Origin of the sequence: Pseudomonas sp. ML96, assembly GCF_000761545.1 — a bacterium.
Lineage (GTDB): Bacteria > Pseudomonadota > Gammaproteobacteria > Pseudomonadales > Pseudomonadaceae > Aquipseudomonas.
The window spans coordinates 38,874-56,045 of record NZ_JPMY01000036.1; the positions used below are offsets into that span (position 1 = coordinate 38,874).

11 protein-coding genes are annotated in these 17,172 nt (G+C 63.5%); 4 read left to right on the plus strand and 7 right to left on the minus strand.

Going from position 1 to position 17,172, the window contains the following annotated elements:
- Positions 1-25 precede the first annotated feature (25 nt).
- Together IP89_RS16785 and IP89_RS16790 are read right to left on the minus strand one after the other, a co-directional pair.
- Complete coding sequence (locus IP89_RS16785) at positions 26-1,408, minus strand: amino acid permease (RefSeq protein ID WP_043310764.1); 1,383 nt, start codon at positions 1,406-1,408, stop codon at positions 26-28.
- A gap of 246 nt (positions 1,409-1,654) precedes the next feature.
- Positions 1,655-5,122 (minus strand): indolepyruvate ferredoxin oxidoreductase family protein, encoded by a 3,468-nt coding sequence (locus IP89_RS16790; RefSeq protein ID WP_043310765.1) that lies wholly within the window; start codon positions 5,120-5,122, stop codon positions 1,655-1,657.
- Between the two features lie 199 nt (positions 5,123-5,321).
- On the opposite strand from IP89_RS16790, the gene IP89_RS16795 reads away from it, so the two are divergent.
- Both IP89_RS16795 and IP89_RS23105 read left to right on the plus strand, forming a co-directional pair.
- Entirely contained in the window at positions 5,322-5,789 is a 468-nt protein-coding gene (locus tag IP89_RS16795) for an Lrp/AsnC family transcriptional regulator (RefSeq protein WP_043310766.1), read from the plus strand.
- Positions 5,790-5,938: 149 nt separating this feature from the next.
- Positions 5,939-7,606 carry an AAA family ATPase gene (locus IP89_RS23105; protein ID WP_081963285.1) on the plus strand — a complete coding sequence of 556 codons (1,668 nt, stop codon included), beginning with the start codon at positions 5,939-5,941 and terminating at the stop codon, positions 7,604-7,606.
- A 789-nt stretch (positions 7,607-8,395) separates the two neighbouring features.
- Here IP89_RS23105 and maiA read toward each other — a convergent pair.
- The 4 genes from maiA to hppD form a co-directional block, all read right to left on the minus strand.
- Positions 8,396-9,058: a maleylacetoacetate isomerase gene (gene maiA / locus IP89_RS16800; protein ID WP_043310767.1), complete on the minus strand. Its 663-nt coding sequence runs from the start codon at positions 9,056-9,058 to the stop codon at positions 8,396-8,398.
- The gene (locus IP89_RS16805) at positions 9,048-10,031 is read right to left on the minus strand and encodes a fumarylacetoacetate hydrolase family protein (RefSeq protein ID WP_043310768.1); all 984 of its coding nucleotides are present in this window, start codon (positions 10,029-10,031) and stop codon (positions 9,048-9,050) included. Before IP89_RS16805 ends, maiA begins: the two co-directional genes overlap by 11 nt.
- Positions 10,032-10,110: 79 nt before the next feature.
- On the minus strand, positions 10,111-11,247 hold the full coding sequence (locus IP89_RS16810; RefSeq protein WP_043310769.1) for a homogentisate 1,2-dioxygenase: 1,137 nt from the start codon (positions 11,245-11,247) through the stop codon (positions 10,111-10,113).
- A gap of 154 nt (positions 11,248-11,401) precedes the next feature.
- Positions 11,402-12,484: a 4-hydroxyphenylpyruvate dioxygenase gene (gene hppD, locus IP89_RS16815; RefSeq protein WP_043310770.1), complete on the minus strand. Its 1,083-nt coding sequence runs from the start codon at positions 12,482-12,484 to the stop codon at positions 11,402-11,404.
- Between the two features lie 309 nt (positions 12,485-12,793).
- Here hppD and IP89_RS16820 point away from each other — a divergent pair, with 309 nt between their 5' ends.
- On the plus strand, positions 12,794-13,570 hold the full coding sequence (locus tag IP89_RS16820) for a helix-turn-helix domain-containing protein (RefSeq protein ID WP_043310771.1): 777 nt from the start codon (positions 12,794-12,796) through the stop codon (positions 13,568-13,570).
- 126 nt (positions 13,571-13,696) lie between these two features.
- Positions 13,697-14,659 (plus strand): zinc-binding alcohol dehydrogenase family protein, encoded by a 963-nt coding sequence (locus IP89_RS16825; protein ID WP_043310772.1) that lies wholly within the window; start codon positions 13,697-13,699, stop codon positions 14,657-14,659.
- Positions 14,660-14,663: 4 nt separating this feature from the next.
- Here the strand turns inward: IP89_RS16825 and IP89_RS16830 are convergent, their stop codons facing one another.
- A complete protein-coding gene (locus IP89_RS16830; protein ID WP_043310773.1) occupies positions 14,664-17,099 on the minus strand; it encodes an EAL domain-containing protein in 2,436 nt (811 codons plus the stop codon).
- Between the last annotated feature and the right edge of the window lie 73 nt (positions 17,100-17,172).

A 17,172-nucleotide genomic window follows, 5' to 3' on the forward strand; every position in this document is an offset into this window, starting at 1 on the left:
GCCGGGCTTTTTCATGCAGCCAGTATTACTTGGCGGCAGCGCGTTTGAGACGGAAGCAGACCCAGATGAACAGCACCCACACCGGGATGGCGTACACCGAGACCTGGATACCCGGAATCATCAGCATCACGCCGAGGATGAACAGCACGAAGGCCAGGCACAGGTAGTTGGCGAAGGGGAACCAGAAGGCCTTGAAGCTCGGCTGCACACCCTTGGCCACCATGGCCTTGCGGAACTTCAGGTGCGCCAGGCTGATCATCGCCCAGTTGATCACCAGGGCGGCGACCACCAGCGACATCAGCAGCTCCAGCGCGCTCTGCGGCACCACGTAGTTGACCACCACGCAGAGCAGGGTCACCGCCGCCGACAGGGCGATGGCCAGCACCGGCACGCCGCGCGAGTTGACCTTCATCAGCGCCTTCGGCGCGTCGCCCTGCTCGGCCAGGCCGTAGAGCATGCGGCTGTTGCAGTACACGCCGCTGTTGTAGACCGACAGCGCCGCGGTCAGCACCACGAAGTTGAGCACGTGGGCCGCAGTGCCCTCGCCGATCAGCGAGAAGATCTGCACGAACGGGCTGCTGGCGTAGGCGTCACCACCGGAGGTCAGGGTCTTCACCAGATCGTCCCAGGGGTGCAGCGACAGCAGGATGGTCAGCGCGCCGATGTAGAAGATCAGAATCCGCCAGACCACCTGGTTGATCGCCTTGGGGATCACGGTCTTCGGCTGATCGGCCTCGGCGGCAGTGATGCCCACCAGCTCCAGGCCACCGAAGCTGAACATGATGATCGCCATCATCATCACCAGCCCGGAAACGCCGTTGGGGAAGAAGCCGCCGTGGCTCCACAGGTTGCTGATGCTGGCCTGCTCGCCGCCGGCGCCGCTGATCAGCAGGTAGCCGCCGAGCACGATCATGCCGATGATCGCCACCACCTTGATGATGGCGAACCAGAATTCGGTTTCGCCGAAGGCCTTCACGTTGACCAGGTTGATCAGGTTGATCAGCACGAAGAACGCGGCCGCCGTGGCCCAGGTCGGGATTTCCGGCCACCAGTACTGCACGTACTTGCCCACGGCCGTCAGCTCGGCCATGCCCACCAGCACGTAGAGCACCCAGTAGTTCCAGCCCGAGAGGAAGCCGGCGAACGGGCCCCAGTAGCTATGGGCGAAGTGGCTGAAGGAGCCGGCGACCGGCTCCTCGACGATCATCTCGCCAAGCTGGCGCATGATCAGGAAGGCAATGAAACCGCCGATGGCATAACCCAGGATCATCGACGGGCCGGCGCTCTGCATCACCCCGGCGGAGCCGAGGAACAGGCCGGTGCCGATGGCGCCACCGAGGGCGATCAACTGGATATGGCGGTTCTTGAGGCCGCGCTTGAGCGGGCCGGTATGCAGCTGTTCGGACATCAGCGTGCGCTCCGAAGCAAGCGACGGGTGAGGCAGGTACGAGGCATGGGTTCACCGGTCTGTCGAAATAGACCGCCGGACTCGTGATCAGGCAGTCGTGAAGGGCCCGTCGGACCTGGCCGCGAGCGCCGCGCAGTATACACCCCGGGCCACGGCGATCAGGAACCGCGTGTCGAGGACGGAATTCGGGAGCAAAAAGGCCACCCTGCTCCGCAGAGCAAGGGTGGCAAACGGGGGTGACGGGTATCAGGCGGCTGGTTCGAACAGCTGCACCGCCGAGATTTCCTTGGCCAGCAGGCGCGCCTTGAGTTGCTCGGCCTGCTCGCGGGCCTTGGCCAGGGCGTGTTCCTTGACGTGGCCGTAGCCGCGGATCTGCTCCGGCAGCTCGGCCAGGGCCACGGCGGTGCGGTAGTTGTCCGGACGCTGCTCCTTGAGCAACAGCTCGACCAACTGCTCGTACTCGCCGATCAGCTCACGCTCGACCTTGCGCTCGGCGCTGTGGCCGAACGGATCGAGCACACTGCCGCGCAGGAACTTGAAGCGCGCCAGCACGGCGAAGGCCTTGAGCATCCAGGGGCCGAAGGTGCGCTTGATCGGTGCGCCGGTACGCGAGTCGGGCTTGGCCAGCCAGCTCGGCGCCAGGTGGAACTGCAGGCGGTAGTCACCTTCGAACTGCGCTTCCAGGCGCTGGCGGAAGGCCGGCTCGCTGTACAGCCGCGCCACCTCGTACTCGTCCTTGTAGGCCAGCAGCTTGAAGTAGTAGCGCGCCACCGCGCGGCTCAGGGCCTTGTCGGCGCCACTGTCGGCCTGACGCACGCGCTCCACCAGTTGCAGGTAGCGCTGGGCGTAGTCGGCATCCTGATACGCGGTGAGACGGGCCATGCGGTCGGCGACGATCTCCTCGAAGCTCTCGCAACGCGGCGCCTCGGGGTTCTTCGGCTTGGCCAGCTGCTCCACGGCAGCCAGGTCATGGGCGGCGCGGCGGCCCCAGAGGAAGGCCTGCTGGTTGAGCTTGATCGACACGCCGTTGAGCTCGATGGCCTTGTCGATGGCCTCAGCGGACACCGGCACCAAGCCTTTTTGATACGCGTACCCGAGCATAAACAGGTTGCTGGCGATGGTATCGCCGAGCAGCGCGGTGGCCAGGCGGGTGGCGTCGACGAAGTGGCTCTTGCCCTCGCCCACCGCCTCCACCAGCGCCTCGCGCATGGCCGCGCCGGGCACCTGGGCGTCCGGGTTGCGGGTGAACTCGGCGGTGGCCGCCTCGTGGCTGTTGACCACGGCATTGGCGATCTTGTCGTTGAGCTTGGCCAGCGATTCCTCGCCAGCTGCCACCACCAGATCGCAGGCCAGCAGCAGGTCGGTCTCGCCGGCGGCGATGCGCACGGCGTAGATATCGTCCTGCTTGGCGGCGATGCGAATGTGGCTGATCACCGGGCCGAACTTCTGCGCCAGGCCGGCCTGATCGAGCACGGTGCAGCCCTTGCCTTCCAGGTGCGCGGCCATGCCCAACAGCGCGCCGACGGTGGTTACACCGCTGCCGCCGACACCCGGCAGGAGGATGTTCCAGGGTCGCGACAGGTCTGGCTGGCGCGGCTCCGGCAGGGCCACGAACAACGCCTTGGCACCCAGTGCCTCAGGCTTGCGCAGACCGCCGCCATGCACAGTGACGAAGCTCGGGCAGAAGCCTTCGACGCAGGAGAAGTCCTTGTTGCAGGCGTTCTGGTCGATCTCGCGTTTGCGCCCCAGCTCGGTCTCCAGCGGCAGCACGGAGAGGCAGTTGGACTTCACGCTGCAGTCGCCGCAACCCTCGCACACAGCCGGGTTGATGTAGGCGCGCTTCTGCGGGTCGACCAGCTTGCCGCGTTTGCGCCGACGGCGCTTCTCGGTGGCGCAGGTCTGGTCGTAGAGGATCACCGAGGTGCCCTTGATCTCGCGCAGCTCGCGCTGCACGGCATCCAGCTCGCGACGGTGGTGGAAGGTGACGATGGGCGCGAAGGTGGCGCGGGTCGGGTACTTGTTCGGCTCGTCCGAAACCAGGGCAATGCGTTTCACGCCCTCGGCGTAGACCTGCTGACTGAGCTGGTCGATGCGCAGCTCACCGTCGATCGGCTGGCCGCCGGTCATGGCCACCGCGTCGTTGTAGAGGATCTTGTAGGTGATGTTCACCCCGGAGGCCACGGCCGCGCGCAGGGCCAGCTGGCCGGAGTGGAAGTAGGTGCCGTCGCCGAGGTTCTGGAACACGTGGGCGGTTTCAGTGAACGGCGCCTGGCCGATCCAGGTGGCACCCTCGCCGCCCATCTGGGTGAAGGTGTCGGTACGCCGGTCCATCCACTGGGTCATGTAGTGGCAGCCGATGCCACCGAGGGCGCGACTGCCTTCCGGCAGTTGGGTGGAGCTGTTGTGCGGGCAGCCTGAGCAGAAATGCGGGGTGCGCTTGGTGTCGTGCTTGGGCGCGGCCAGCGCAGCTTCTTTCGCAGCAAGGAAGGCCAGGCGCTCGTCTATGGTGGCACTGGTGTAGATCGGCGCCAGGCGCTTGGCGATGACGCGGGCGATCATCGCCGGGGTCAGCTCGGCCAGGTTGGGTAGCAGGGACACGCCCTGCTCGTCGAACTCGCCGACCACCCGCGGGCGCTTGCCGACCGGCCAGTTGTACAGCTGCCCGGTGAGCTGGTCCTCGATGATGCTGCGCTTCTCCTCGACCACCAGGATCTCGTCCAGGCCCTCGGCGAACTGGTGCACCGACACCGGCTCCAGCGGCCAGCTCATGCCGACCTTGAGCACGCGCAGACCGACCTGGGCGCACAGCTCCTCGTCCAGGCCGAGGTCATCCAGAGCCTGGCGCACGTCGAGGTAGGACTTGCCGGTGGTGATGATGCCCAGACGCGGGTTGGGCGAATCCAGCTTGATCTGGTTGAGGTTGTTGGCCAGGGCGAAGGCCCGGGCGGCGTAGATCTTGAACTGGTTGAGACGTTTTTCCTGGGCCAGGGGCGGGTCTGGCCAGCGGATGTGCACACCGTCTTCCGGCAGCTGGAAGTCGGTCGGCAGTTTGATCTCGATGCGCAGCGGGTCGACATCGACCACGGCGGAGGAATCGACGTTCTCGGCGATGGTCTTCAGCGCCACCCAGCAACCGCTGTAACGCGACAGCTCCCAGCCGATGATGCCGTAGTCGAGGATTTCCTGGACGTTGGCCGGGTTGAGCACCGGAATCGACGCGGCGATAAAGGCGTGCTCGCTCTGGTGGGCGATGGTCGAGGACTTGCAGCCGTGGTCGTCGCCGGCCAGCAGTAGCACGCCGCCCTTCTCCGCCACACCGGCCGAGTTGCCGTGCTTGAACACGTCGCCACAGCGGTCCACACCCGGGCCCTTGCCATACCACATGGCGAACACGCCATCGTAGCGCGCACCGGGGAACAGGTTGGCCTGTTGGCTGCCCCACACGGCAGTTGCGCCCAACTCTTCGTTGACGCCGGGCTGGAAGTGGATGTGGTTGTCCTGCAGGAACTGCTTGGCTTCCCACAGGCTCTTGTCGAGGTTGCCCAGGGGCGACCCCCGGTAACCGGAGATGAAGCAGGCGGTATTCAGACCGAAGGCGGCATCACGCTGCTTCTGCAGCATGGGCAGGCGGGTCAGGGCCTGGGTACCGGTGAGGTACAGCTGGCCCGTGGCTACACGGTACTTGTCGTCCAGGCGGATTTCGGCCAGAGACATAGCGCGCTCCTTTTATTCTTGTGGTGAGCGAGACGACCTTTCTTGGAGGTCGCCGTTAAACCCTGGCACGGGGTCGCCGCGCCGGGTCGTATGGCAAAGACTATGACCGAGGAGTTTCGGATTTTTCTTTCTTTTTTCCAGAGCGAAGCGGAATACTGCGCATGAGTTATCCCTTCATGACCAATAAAGAGAAAAATTCATGCAGGAAAAGCTGAGCCCCATCGACCGCCGCATCCTGAGCCTGCTGCAGCACAACGCCGACCTCTCGGCCGCCGAAATCGCCGAAAAGGTGGAACTATCGCAATCGCCCTGCTGGCGACGCATCCACCGCATGCAGGAAGAAGGGCTGATCGAGCGCAAGGTCGCCCTGCTCAACCCGAAGAAGCTCGGCCTGGGCATCACCGTGTTCGTCGACATCAAGCTCTCGGCACACGGCCGCAGCAACCTGGAGGAGTTCGAGCAGGCGGTGGTCGGCTACCCCCAGGTACTGGAGTGCCACACCATGGCCGGCGGCTCGGACTACCTGCTCAAGGTGGTGGCCAAGGACATCGCCGATTACGAACGCTTCCTGCGCGACCACCTGCTGCAACGCCCACATGTGCACGAGGCACACTCGCATATCGCGATGAGCGAGGTGAAGAGGACTACGGAGTTGCCGTTGGATTGAGCATGGAAACGCCCCGTTGGCGGTTAATAAAGAAACAACGAAACAGCCTCTAGCATGAGCAGACAGATCTAGCGATGTAAGGGCTAGACTCATCTGGCAAGGTAAAAATCTCAAACGGCACCTTTATACATAATCCATAGGACTGGAAAATGCAGCACACCTCCGCACAGTACCAAGGCCATAGCTTTAACTTCGAGCGAATCAACGTAATCCTAGGAGCTAATGGTTCAGGAAAATCCAAACTCCTTAATGAAATAAAGAGCGCTGCCCATGGAAAAAATGGCTGCAAAGTCGTTTATATTGAAGGAGGAAGAACAATAAAAATCGTCGACGTCCTAAAATTTGACGTGCAAAACTTCAGAAACTATGACGTATATGAGAAAGTGATATCAAACTATGAAGGGAAAAGAACTCACTCCCTAGCAGACAGGTTATTTGACGCACTTATAGTATTAGACAAACGCGACGCACAGATAAAGGCAGAACACTCAGACCTTGTAAGTCAATGGATAGAAGGCGGACAAAAATACGAATGCCCCAAGAGGCAACAACCCCCTCTCGACCGGCTATTTGAGCTATTCAATGAGATATTCCCACTAATATCACTCAAGTATGACTCAAACACCAAGCGCCTCACTGCAACCAAAGGTGAAAATACATATGGCCCATCTGCAATGTCAGATGGTGAAAAGCAGGTATTCTCCATTCTAGCTGACTTACTGGAACTCACTCCTGAATATAGCGTTGTCATAGCAGACGAGCCAGAACTAAACCTTCACCCAGAGCTAGCTGAGCGACTATGGACATTACTTGAGAGCGAGTTCCCTGAAAAAACATTCATCTATGCGACGCATAGTATAAATTTCGCGCTCCGCAGCAACGTACAAAAAGTTTGGGTCCTTAGCGTTGACGCAAAGAACATTGCCGAATTCACTGGTTTAGAAACGCTACCAAGAGCAGAAACCACTGCTCTACTGGGTAGTCTCCCAGGAATACTTTCAGCAAACCGCGTAATAGTTACCGAGGGACATGAAAAATCTTTCGATGCCATCTTTTACCGCTGGCTCATGAGCGACAGCACAATTGAAATTTTTGCCGCCGGCGGATGTACTGATGTGATATCGATCGCAGCAAAAAATGGAATATGGAAGAAAGTAACATCAAAAATAGCACTTACAGGTGTCATCGACTCAGATTATCGAGACGATGAAAATCTATGCAACCTAGAAGAAGCAAATATATGCAAATTACCGCTCCACGAAGCCGAAGCATACTTATGCATTCCTGAAATAATTACAGCAATAGCACACAGAATTGGATCAATCGACCCGATACTCACTGAGGCCGATGTCGCAAGCGCCATATTCAAAGAGCTCGAAGAGAAAAAGCTCATCATCGCAGCCAGGCGGGTTTTTTCTTCTTCCCACATACGCCTGGGCCTCAGCATTGACAGAAAATTGCTAAGCGCAGCAACTGATCGCGAAGAATTACTTTTAAAAATCCAAGAAGCATCAGCAACCGAGATTGAAAAGGCACAACAAAAGCTATCAATTGAAATCATTGAATCTCGACTAAACTCAGAAATAACAAAAATTGATGAAATTATCACAACCAGCGACATCGAGAGCGCACTAAAATTTTTGCCCGCCAAAGAACTTGCTAGCAAGTTAGCCCCTCGTGCTGGCTGCAAATCAGCCGCAGACCTAATGCGCTCGCTACGGCACAACTTCAAACCCAACGACTTCTCACTCACCAAACAATTAAGCCAGAAAATAAAGCTAGCTTTATCTTACGAAAGCGCTAAACCAGATGAATAACTCAAAGAGGGCAACTTTATTTGCCTGACCAATACGCTGGACGAATCTTCCCCTTTCGCCCTTACGGCGAGTTACTTTCTCTTGTCTGGCCAAGAGAAAGTAACCAAAGAGAAGGCCACCCCGGCATCCGGGTCTGGCCTGCGGCCAGACTTCCCTCCCTCCGGTGTCGCTTCGGGGGCCGGCTTACAAGGGCCGTCCCTGGCCCTTTGTGCGGGGACGCCTAGTCCTCTCGCCGCATCCATGCGGCTCGTCCCCCTGCGCAACACCTCCACTCGGCCTTCTGACGGGGACTCGGGCTCCGAGTTGCTTGTTGACTTGTCTAAGCGCTGCGCGCCCGAACAGAGGTATCAGGACTCGCTTTCGTAGGGTGGTCTCGCCGCAGGCAGCCCACCACACCGGAACGGTGTACTGCCCTTCGGGCGAGTAACACCCTACAGAAGCGGCATCGCACCCTCAGGCGACTCCCCGCCCCTTCAGGAGGGTGAGCGGAATCGTTGTGGAAGGGATTGAGCGGCATGGATGCCGCGAGAGGCGCGATGGGCCAAGGATGGCCCTTCGCGCCGTGTCCCTGGAACGGCGATGGAGCGAACGAACCCGGAGCGAAGCGCAGGGCCGGATGCAGGGGCAAGCGTTTTTGCTTACTTTTTCCGCGACTGGAAAAAGTGAGCCGCCCAGCAGGGCGGAACCAATGCCGAAGCCCACACGAGAATTAGCAGCGGCACGAAAGCACGCAGGAGCAAAAGGCCCCTTTCCCTAACCCTCTCCCGTAAACGGGAGAGGGGACTAGAGCTAGAGCACTGCGTCTGGCTGAGCTTCGGGTGCGGCTGCCTTGAAGGCGTCCAACGCCTGGCAGCGATCTTCCATCTCCAGCAGACGAGGGAACGCATCCAGCGAGCAGGCAAACCTCCGAGCGTTATACAGCTGCGGAATCACGCAGGCTTCGAGATAGCCCGGCCGGTTGCCCAGCGACAGGCCGCCCTTGAGCACAGCCAGCCCCTCTTCCACCGCTGCCAGCCCCTTCTCCACCCAGTGGCGGTACCAGGCGTTCTTCGCTTCGTCGTCGACGCCCAGCTCGGTGCTGAGGTACTGCAGCACCCGCAGGTTGTTCAGCGGGTGGATATCGCAGGCGATATGCAGGGCCAGGGCACGCGCCTGGGCGCGCTGGGCCGGTTCGGCTGGCAGCAGAGCCGGCACCGGGAACACCTCGTCGAGGTATTCGAGGATGGCCAGCGACTGGGCGATGCGCACCCCGCCGTTGCGTTCATCCACCAGCAACGGCAGTAGCTCCTGAGGGTTCAGCGCCTGGTACTCGGCGCTGTGCTGCTGGCCGCCGTCCTTGACCAGGTGCACCGGCACCTGGCGGTAGGCCAGCCCCTTGAGGTTCAGCCCGATGCGCACCCGGTAGGCGGCGCTGGAGCGCCAGTAGCCGTAGAGCGTCAGCTCACTGCTCATAGCGCTCCACCGCCTGATCGATGGCGCCGAAGATGCTCTGGCCGGCGGCGTCGAACATCTCGATGCGTACCCGGTCGCCGAACTTGAGGAACGGCGTCTTGGCCTCGCCCTGCTCGATGATCTCCAGCATGCGTTTCTCGGCCAGGCAGCTGGAGCCGGCACTACGGTCGTAGTTGGACACGGTGCCCGAGCCGATGATGGTGCCGGCGCCCAGCGGGCGGGTCTTGGCGGCGTGGGCGACCAGAGTCGGGAAGTTGAAGGTCATGTCGGTGCCGGCATGTGGCTGGCCGAACAAGGCACCGTTGATATGCGACAGCAGCGGCCGCTGTACCTTGCCATCCTTCCAGGCCTCGCCCAGCTCGTCCGGGGTCACGGCCACCGGCGAGAAGCTCGACGAGGGTTTGCTCTGGTAGAAGCCGAAGCCCTTGGCCAGCTCGCCGGGGATCAGGTTGCGCAGCGACACGTCATTGACCAGCAGCAGCAACTGGATGTGCTCGGCCGCCTGCGCCGCCGTGGCGCCCATCGGTACGTCGTCGGTGATCACCGCGATCTCCGCCTCCAGGTCGATGCCCCAGGCTTCGTCAGCCATCTGGATCGGAGCGTGCGGCGGGATGAAGCTGTCGGCGCCGCCCTGGTACATCAGCGGGTCGTGCCAGAAGGATTCAGGCATCTCCGCGCCACGTGCCTTGCGCACCAGCTCCACATGGTTGACGTAGGCGCTGCCGTCGGCCCAGTGATAGGCGCGCGGCAGCGGGCTGTGACAGTCGGCCTGATCGAAAAAGAAGGCCTCATCGATCAGTCCATCGTTGAGGCGCTGGTACACCGACTCCAGCAGCGGGCGCTTGACCTCCCAGTCGTCCAGCGCGGCCTGCAGAGTGGCGGAGATCTGCGGCACCTTCACGGCACGGGCCAGGTCGCGGGAGACGACCACCAGTTCGCCGTCGCGGCCCAGGTTCAGTGATGCGAGTTTCATGCTTCAGCCTCGTTAGGCGCGCTGTGCGCACCAGAGAATTCGTTGATCGGGTGCAAGCGGCCAAACGGCCCGCGCACCTCTACTTCAACCCCGGCGCGCGCCAGGAGTTCACGTATTCGGGGACATCCACCGCGGCGGCAGCCTCGGCCACCTCCAGCGCGCGGCGGGTGTCGATCATCACCGCCACTTCCTCGGCGAAGGTGGCCGGGTCTTCCTGGGCCTTCTTCAGCGCCTTGGGGTGCGGGCCGTGGGGGAAGCCGCAGGGATGCAGAGTCACCATCCCAGCCTCGATGTTGTCGCGGCTGAAGAAGTTGCCGCGGTGGTAGAACAGCACCTCGTCGTAGTCATCGTTGTTGTGGAAGAACGGCACCTTGAGCGCACCGGGGTCACTCTCGACCGGACGCGGGGTAAAGGTGCAGACCACGAAGCCATTGGCGACGAAGGTGGTGTGGGCCGACGGCGGCAGGTGGTAGCGGTGGCTCATCAGCGGACGGATGTCGCGCCAGTTGAGGCGCACTACGGTGTTGTCGCCATGCCAGCCCAGCGCATCCAGCGGGTTGAACGGATAGGTGACGGTGCTGATCTGGTTGCGCCGCTTGATCCTGATCTGCCAGCTGCGCTCGTCCTGCTGGGCCTTGAAAGCGTCGTCGATGCGCGGATGGTCGAGCACCGCCGGGTCGAAGATCGCCTGCGGACCGAGCAGGCCCTTGTCCGGTAGCTGATAGGCGCCGTCGCAGTTCTCGATCAGCAGGAAGTGGCTGGGCGCGCTCGGCTCGATACGCCAGGCGGTGCCACGCGGGATCACCAGGTAGTCGCCGTCGCGGTATTCCAGGTGGCCGAAGTCGCAGTAGAAGTGCCCCGCCCCGTCGTGCACGAACAGCAGCTCGTCACCGTCGCTGTTGCGCACCAGGTGACGCATGGCGCCGTGGGTCTTCCACACGCGCAGGCGCACGTCGGCGTTGTGCAGGGTCAGCGGCGCCTCCAGCGGGCAGTCACGCTCGCTGGCGATCTTGTTGAAGTTGAACGCATGCGGGCGCAGCGGCCCTTCCCAGTCGACCCAGCCGGTGGGCGGGTGCTTGTGGTGCAGGTGGGTCACCGGGCCGAAGAAGCCCTCACGGCCCATCTCCCGCTCATAGGTGCCCTCGGGGAAGTCGCAGTGGGCCTGGCGCGAGTGCTCGCCCTCGCGCAGGGGGAAGCTGATCCATTTGCGGCTCATTGCGGAGCTCCTGTCATGTATCGAGTTTCGTAGCGAGCGCAGGCCTGGCTAGGCGCCGCTTCGCGAAGGTGCGCAGTTGACATGTCGGTCAATGAGCAACCTGAACGGAGTGGCAACACCGCCAGGGCAAGCGCAGTAGAAAATCGGTACATGACTACTCCTCGGAGATCACGCCACGCCGCAACTGGTCCTCTTCGATGGATTCGAACAGCGCCTTGAAGTTGCCTTCGCCGAAGCCCTGGTTGCCCTTGCGCTGGATGATCTCGAAGAAGATCGGGCCGACCACAGTATTGGTGAAGATCTGCAGCAGGATGCCGTCATCGCCCGGCGCCCCGTCGATCAGGATGTTCAGGTCGCGCAGGGTGGCAGTGGGCTCGCCGTGACCGGCGACGCGGCTGTCGACCTTCTCGTAGTAAGTGTCCGGAGTGGTCATGAAGTCCACGCCATTGGCGCGCAGGCGGCGCACCGTTTCGTAGATATCGTCGGTGCTCATGGCGATGTGTTGGATGCCTTCGCCGTGGTACTCGCGGATGAATTCCTCGATCTGCGACTTGTCGTCGGCCGACTCGTTGATCGGGATGCGAATCTTGCCGCAGGGCGCGGTCATGGCGCGGGAGAACAGGCCGGTGAGCTTGCCCTCGATGTCGAAATAGCGGATCTCGCGGAAGTTGGCGATGCGCTCGTAGAAGCCGGACCAGACGTCCATCTGCCCGCGTTTGACGTTGTGGGTCAGGTGGTCGATCTGCTGCAGGCCGACGGCGTTGTCGCCGGGCTTGCGGCCTTCGAGGTATTCGAAGTCGACGTCGTAGATGGTCTTGTCACCGTAACGGTCGACCAGATACAGCAGCGAGCCGCCGATGCCCTCGACGCAGGGAATGTTCAGCTCGCCGAAGTTGGCATGACTGCCGACCAGGGTGGCGCCCTGCTCTTTCACGTAGGCAGCGGCCTGGGCCGCGTTCTTCACCCGGAAGGCCATGGCACAGGCGCTCGGCCCATGCTTCTCGCCGAAGGCGCGCACATGGCCGGTGGGGCTGCCGTTGAGCACGAAGTTGATGTCGTTCTGCTGGAACAGCCAGACCTGCTTGGAGCGGTGCTTGGCGGTTTCGCTGAAGCCCATGGCGCTGAACAGCTGGCGCAGCTGCTCGATGCCTTCGGGCGTCGGCGCGGTGAATTCGACGAACTCGAAACCGTCGGTTCCGATGGGGTTGTGCTGATCGATCTTGGCCACGGCGTTCATCCGGCCTCCTGATTGTTATTGTTGGGGGCGCCTGCCAGTCAGGCCGGCGGGCTTCGTTACCCCCATCACAGCCGGGGGCTGGCTGCGGCACAAGGCGCTGGCCACGGGCGGCTACCACGCCTGGCCTGGCCATCCGGCAAGTTTTCCTTACAGCCTGCGAGGCCTCCGTGGCTGGCTGGCCGCCCCGGCTCCTGTGTCACGTTTTGTTTACAAGGTGGACAGCCAGCTTGCCGGTGCGACGCGCACAGGCCATACGAGCAGTCTGCGCCTGGGCTAAGATCGCACCAGCCAACCCGACAGCAGGTGCCCATGGCCCGCGCCACGCCCCCCGACCTGAGCAACACCAGCATTCCCCTGCGTGCCCTGGCGCGAAGCTATCCGCGTGGATTGTTCATCGAGCCACACCAGCACGAGTGGGGCCAGCTGCTCTACGCCATGTCCGGGATCATGTGGGTGGAGATCCCTGGCGAGGCGCTGCTGGTACCGCCGCTGCGCGGCGTGTGGCTGCCGCCGGGCGTGCCGCATGGCATCCGCGTGGTGTCCGAGCTGCAGATGCGCAATATCTACCTGAGCCCGCAGCGGGCACGCGAGCTGGACGCCCAGGTGCAGGTGTTCGAAGTCCGCCCGCTGCTTCGCGAGCTGATCGTGGCGCTGGTCGAGCAGGAACAGCAGAACGATGCGCCCTACTACTACGCCCTGGCTGAGCTGACCGTGCAGGAACTGCACCGCGCGCGCCGTTCGCAGCTGCGCGTGCCGCTGCCTGATGGCGCCGACCGCCGCCTGTTGCAGCTGTGCCAGGCGGTGATGGCCGCGCCCTCGCTGGAAGTATCGTTCGAGCAGCATGCGCAGGAGGCCGGCGCCAGCGTGCGTACCCTGTCGCGCCTGCTGCTACGCGACCTGGGCATGGGCTTCGCCGAATGGCGCCGCCAGGTGCAGCTGGCCACGGCCACCGCCGCGCTGATCCAGGGCGTGCCGGTGGGGCGCATCGCCCGTGAGCTGGGCTACCAACCAGCCAGCTTCAGCGACATGTTCCGCCGCGAACTGGGCCTGACGCCCAGCGAGTACCGCTACAGCCTCGGCGGCTGAACGGCGCAGCTTGGCCGATATCCTGAAGTCCTTGGCCGAATGCCCCAGCTGAGCGGCCATACACTGCGGTCATCCCGTCAGGCCCAGCCGCGGCGCTGATATCCGCAACTCGCCAAGGACCAATCCATGCACGCTCTGCAATTCGCCAGTACCGGCGATCTCGCCGCCCTACGCCATGTCGAACTGGCGCGCCCGCAGCCCGATGAGGGCGAGGTGCTGGTCGAGGTCCGCGCCGCCGGCCTCAACCCCAGCGACGTGAAGAACGTGCTCGGCCGCTTCCCCTACACCACCCTGCCGCGCGTGCCCGGTCGCGACTTCGCCGGCGTGGTGGTGGAAGGCCCCGAACATCTGCTGGGCAAGGCCGTGTGGGGCACCGGCAAGGGCCTGGGCTTCAGCCGTGACGGCAGTCATGCGCAGTACATTTGCCTGCCTGCCGAAGGTGTGGCGCTCAAGCCGGACGTGCTGAGCTTCAGCCAGGCCGCCGCCCTCGGCGTGCCCTACACCACTGCCTGGGACGGCCTCACTCGTAGCCAGGTCGGAGCCGGCACTAAGCTGCTGGTGATCGGTGCCAATGGCGCGGTGGGCACGGCCGCCCTGGGCCTGGCCAAAGCCCTCGGCGCCGAGGTGCTGGCCGCGGTGCGCAATGTGCAGGAACAGCAGCGCCTGCTCGATAGCGGCATTGCCTGCCTGCTGCTGGGCAACGCCGAACAGCTGGCGGCGCAGGTCGAGGCAGTATTCCCCGGCGGCGCCGAGGTGATCTTCGACACCACCGGCTTCTGGCTGCCGGCCGCCGTCTCGGCGCTGGCCAACTTCGGCCGCATCGCCTACATCGCCGCGCCGCTGGATGGCATGGTCAACCTGCCGGCACTCAACCTGTACCGCCGTGGCGGCACCCTGGTCGGCGTCAACACCCTGCTCTACACCCCTACCGACTGCGCGCGCATGCTCGAACAGTTCGGCACGCTGTTCACCCAGGGCCTGCTGACCCCGCCCACCGCGTTCAAGGAATTGCCACTGAGCGCCGGCCCCGAGGCCTACGCGGCGGTCAACACGCCGGGCAGTTGCGAGAAGATCATCCTGCTGCCGTGATCGGCTAGCTGGTCGGGTCCGCCAGCGCGGGAGCCTGCAGCCCGGCGAAGGAAGCAAAGGGCTGTGGGCGGCCCAGGTGGTAGCCCTGGGCGAAGTCCACACCGATCTCGCCCAGCACGGCAAGGATCTCCGCCGACTCGACGAACTCGGCGATGGTGCGCTTGCCCATGACGTGGCCGATCTGGTTGATCATCTCGACCATGGCCCGGTCGATGGGGTCGTCGAGCAGGTCGCGAACGAAGCTGCCGTCGATCTTCAGGTAGTCCACCGGCAGGTGGCGCAGGTACATGAAGGACGACATGCCGGCGCAGAAGTCGTCCAGCGAGAAGCGGCAGCCGAGGGCCTTGAGCTCGTTGATGAAGTGGGTGGCGTCGGCCAGGTTGGCGATGGCCGCCGTCTCGGTGACCTCGAAGCAGATCGCCTGCGGCGCCAGCGGCCGGCTGGTCAGTTGCTCGCGGATGAAGTCGAGGAATTCGGCATCGCCAATGCTCGCGCCGGACAGGTTGATCGCGCAGTGCAGTTGCGGCGCATGCGGGTGTTCGGCGTGGAAGCGTGTCAGGGTTTCCAGGGTGTGGTGCACCACCCAGCGGTCGATCTGCGGCATCAGGCCGTAGCGCTCGGCAGCAGGGATGAAGCGGCCGGGGGCGATCAGCTCGCCGTCCTCCTGCAGGCGCAGGAGTATCTCCACATGGCCACCGTCCTCGCCGGGGCGCAGCGGCACTATAGGCTGGGCGAAGAGGCGGAAGCGGTCCTCCTCCAGAGCGCGTTGAATGCGCTGCACCCAGCTCATCTCGCCGACCTTGTGCGACATCTCCGAGTCGTCCGGCTGGTAGGTATGCACCCGGTTGCGCCCGCGCTCCTTGGCCGAATAGCAGGCCAGGTCGGCGGTACGCAGCAGCTCGGCCAGGCTGACCTGCCCCGGCGGCACCTGTACCAGGCCGATACTGGCGCTGATGTTGAACACCCGCCCGCCCCAGGTGAAGCGCAGCTCCTGCACCGACTTGCGCAGGCCCTCAGCCACGCGCAAAGCGGCCTCGGTCGGGCAGTTCTCGAGGATCACGCCGAATTCGTCGCCGCCCAAGCGGGCCAGGGTATCGCCCTCACGCAGCAGCAACTGCAGTTCCTGGCAGACCTTGCGTAGCAGCTCGTCGCCAGCGGCGTGACCACAGGTGTCGTTGACCAGCTTGAACTGGTCCAGGTCGATGAACATCAGCGCATGCCGCCCTGGTTGGCGCAGCATGCGCGCCAGCAGCTGGGCCAGGCGATATTCGAACTCGCGGCGGTTGGCCAGGCCGGTCAGCGCATCGTGGCTGGCCTGCCAGGACAGGCTGGCGACGAACTGCCGCTCGCGGGTCATGTCGTGCAGCACCATGACCACGCCGCTGACCAGGCCGCGCTCCTGGATCGGCGTGCCGACCAGGTTGACCGCCACCTTGCTGCCATCCTGGCGTACCACCAGCTTGGCGTAGTCGCCGTCGTCCTGGCCGGCGAGGATCTGCTGCAGCGGCGACACCGCGCGAGCCTCGGAATGCTCGTCGACGATGGAGAACAGCTGCTCGAAGGCGCGCCCCTCGGCCTGGGCCAGGGCACAGCCGGTGAGCTGCTCGGCGGCAGCGTTCATGTAGGCGATGCGGCCGTCGCGGTCGAGGCTGATCACCGCATCGCCGATGGAGGCGAGGATGGTCTGCGCGCGCTGTTTGACCGCCGCCAGCGCCTGGTCGACCTCCGCGCGCTGGATCAGCAGGCGCCGCGTGCGCAGTACCGCCAGGCTGATCAGCAGTACGCCGGTGCACAGGTTGCCCAGCACCAGCAGCCACAGCACCGCCCGCGAGGCCTCGCCGAGAATCTGCGAGAAGTGCTCGGCGGCGCGTGTGGCACCGAGGTTGATGCCCTCGATCTGCCCGCGCCAGAAGGTGCGCTGCACATCCGACGCCGCGCCGAGCAGGATCTGCTGCTCGATCTCGCCGGCCAGCAGGGTCAGCTCGAACACGTAGCGATCGCCACGCTCCCACTGCTCGATGGCGCGCCGCAGGTAACTGAGCTGGCGGAAGTTGTCGTACAGCCAGATCATCCCCTCGATATCGTCGGGATGATTCCTGCCCTGCAGGATGCCGGCCCGCGCCCGTTCCAGGTCCGGCTCGGACTGATCCATGGCGACGCGGAAGTCGTTATCGCCGAGCGGCACCTCGATGGCCTCGTGGTACAGGCGCAGGTGGCGGTCGGCGCCGCTCTGCACGTAGAGGTCGAGATAGTGGATGGCGTCCTTGAGGCCCTTGGACCACATGCTCTCGCCGGCCACGTAGCCGCGCACCGCCGAATGCAGGTAGAGGCTGCCGCCGGCCAGCAACGACTGCAGCAGCACCACCAGCACAAACGGCCAGACCAGGCGCAGCAACTGCGAAGTGATGCGCGCCTGCGGGGCGCCCGTCTCCTGACTCATCTATCCCTGTCTCCCCGAACGAGGCGGCGGGCGCGGCAATCTGCGCACGAATGCTGGCGTACCAGACAGGTAT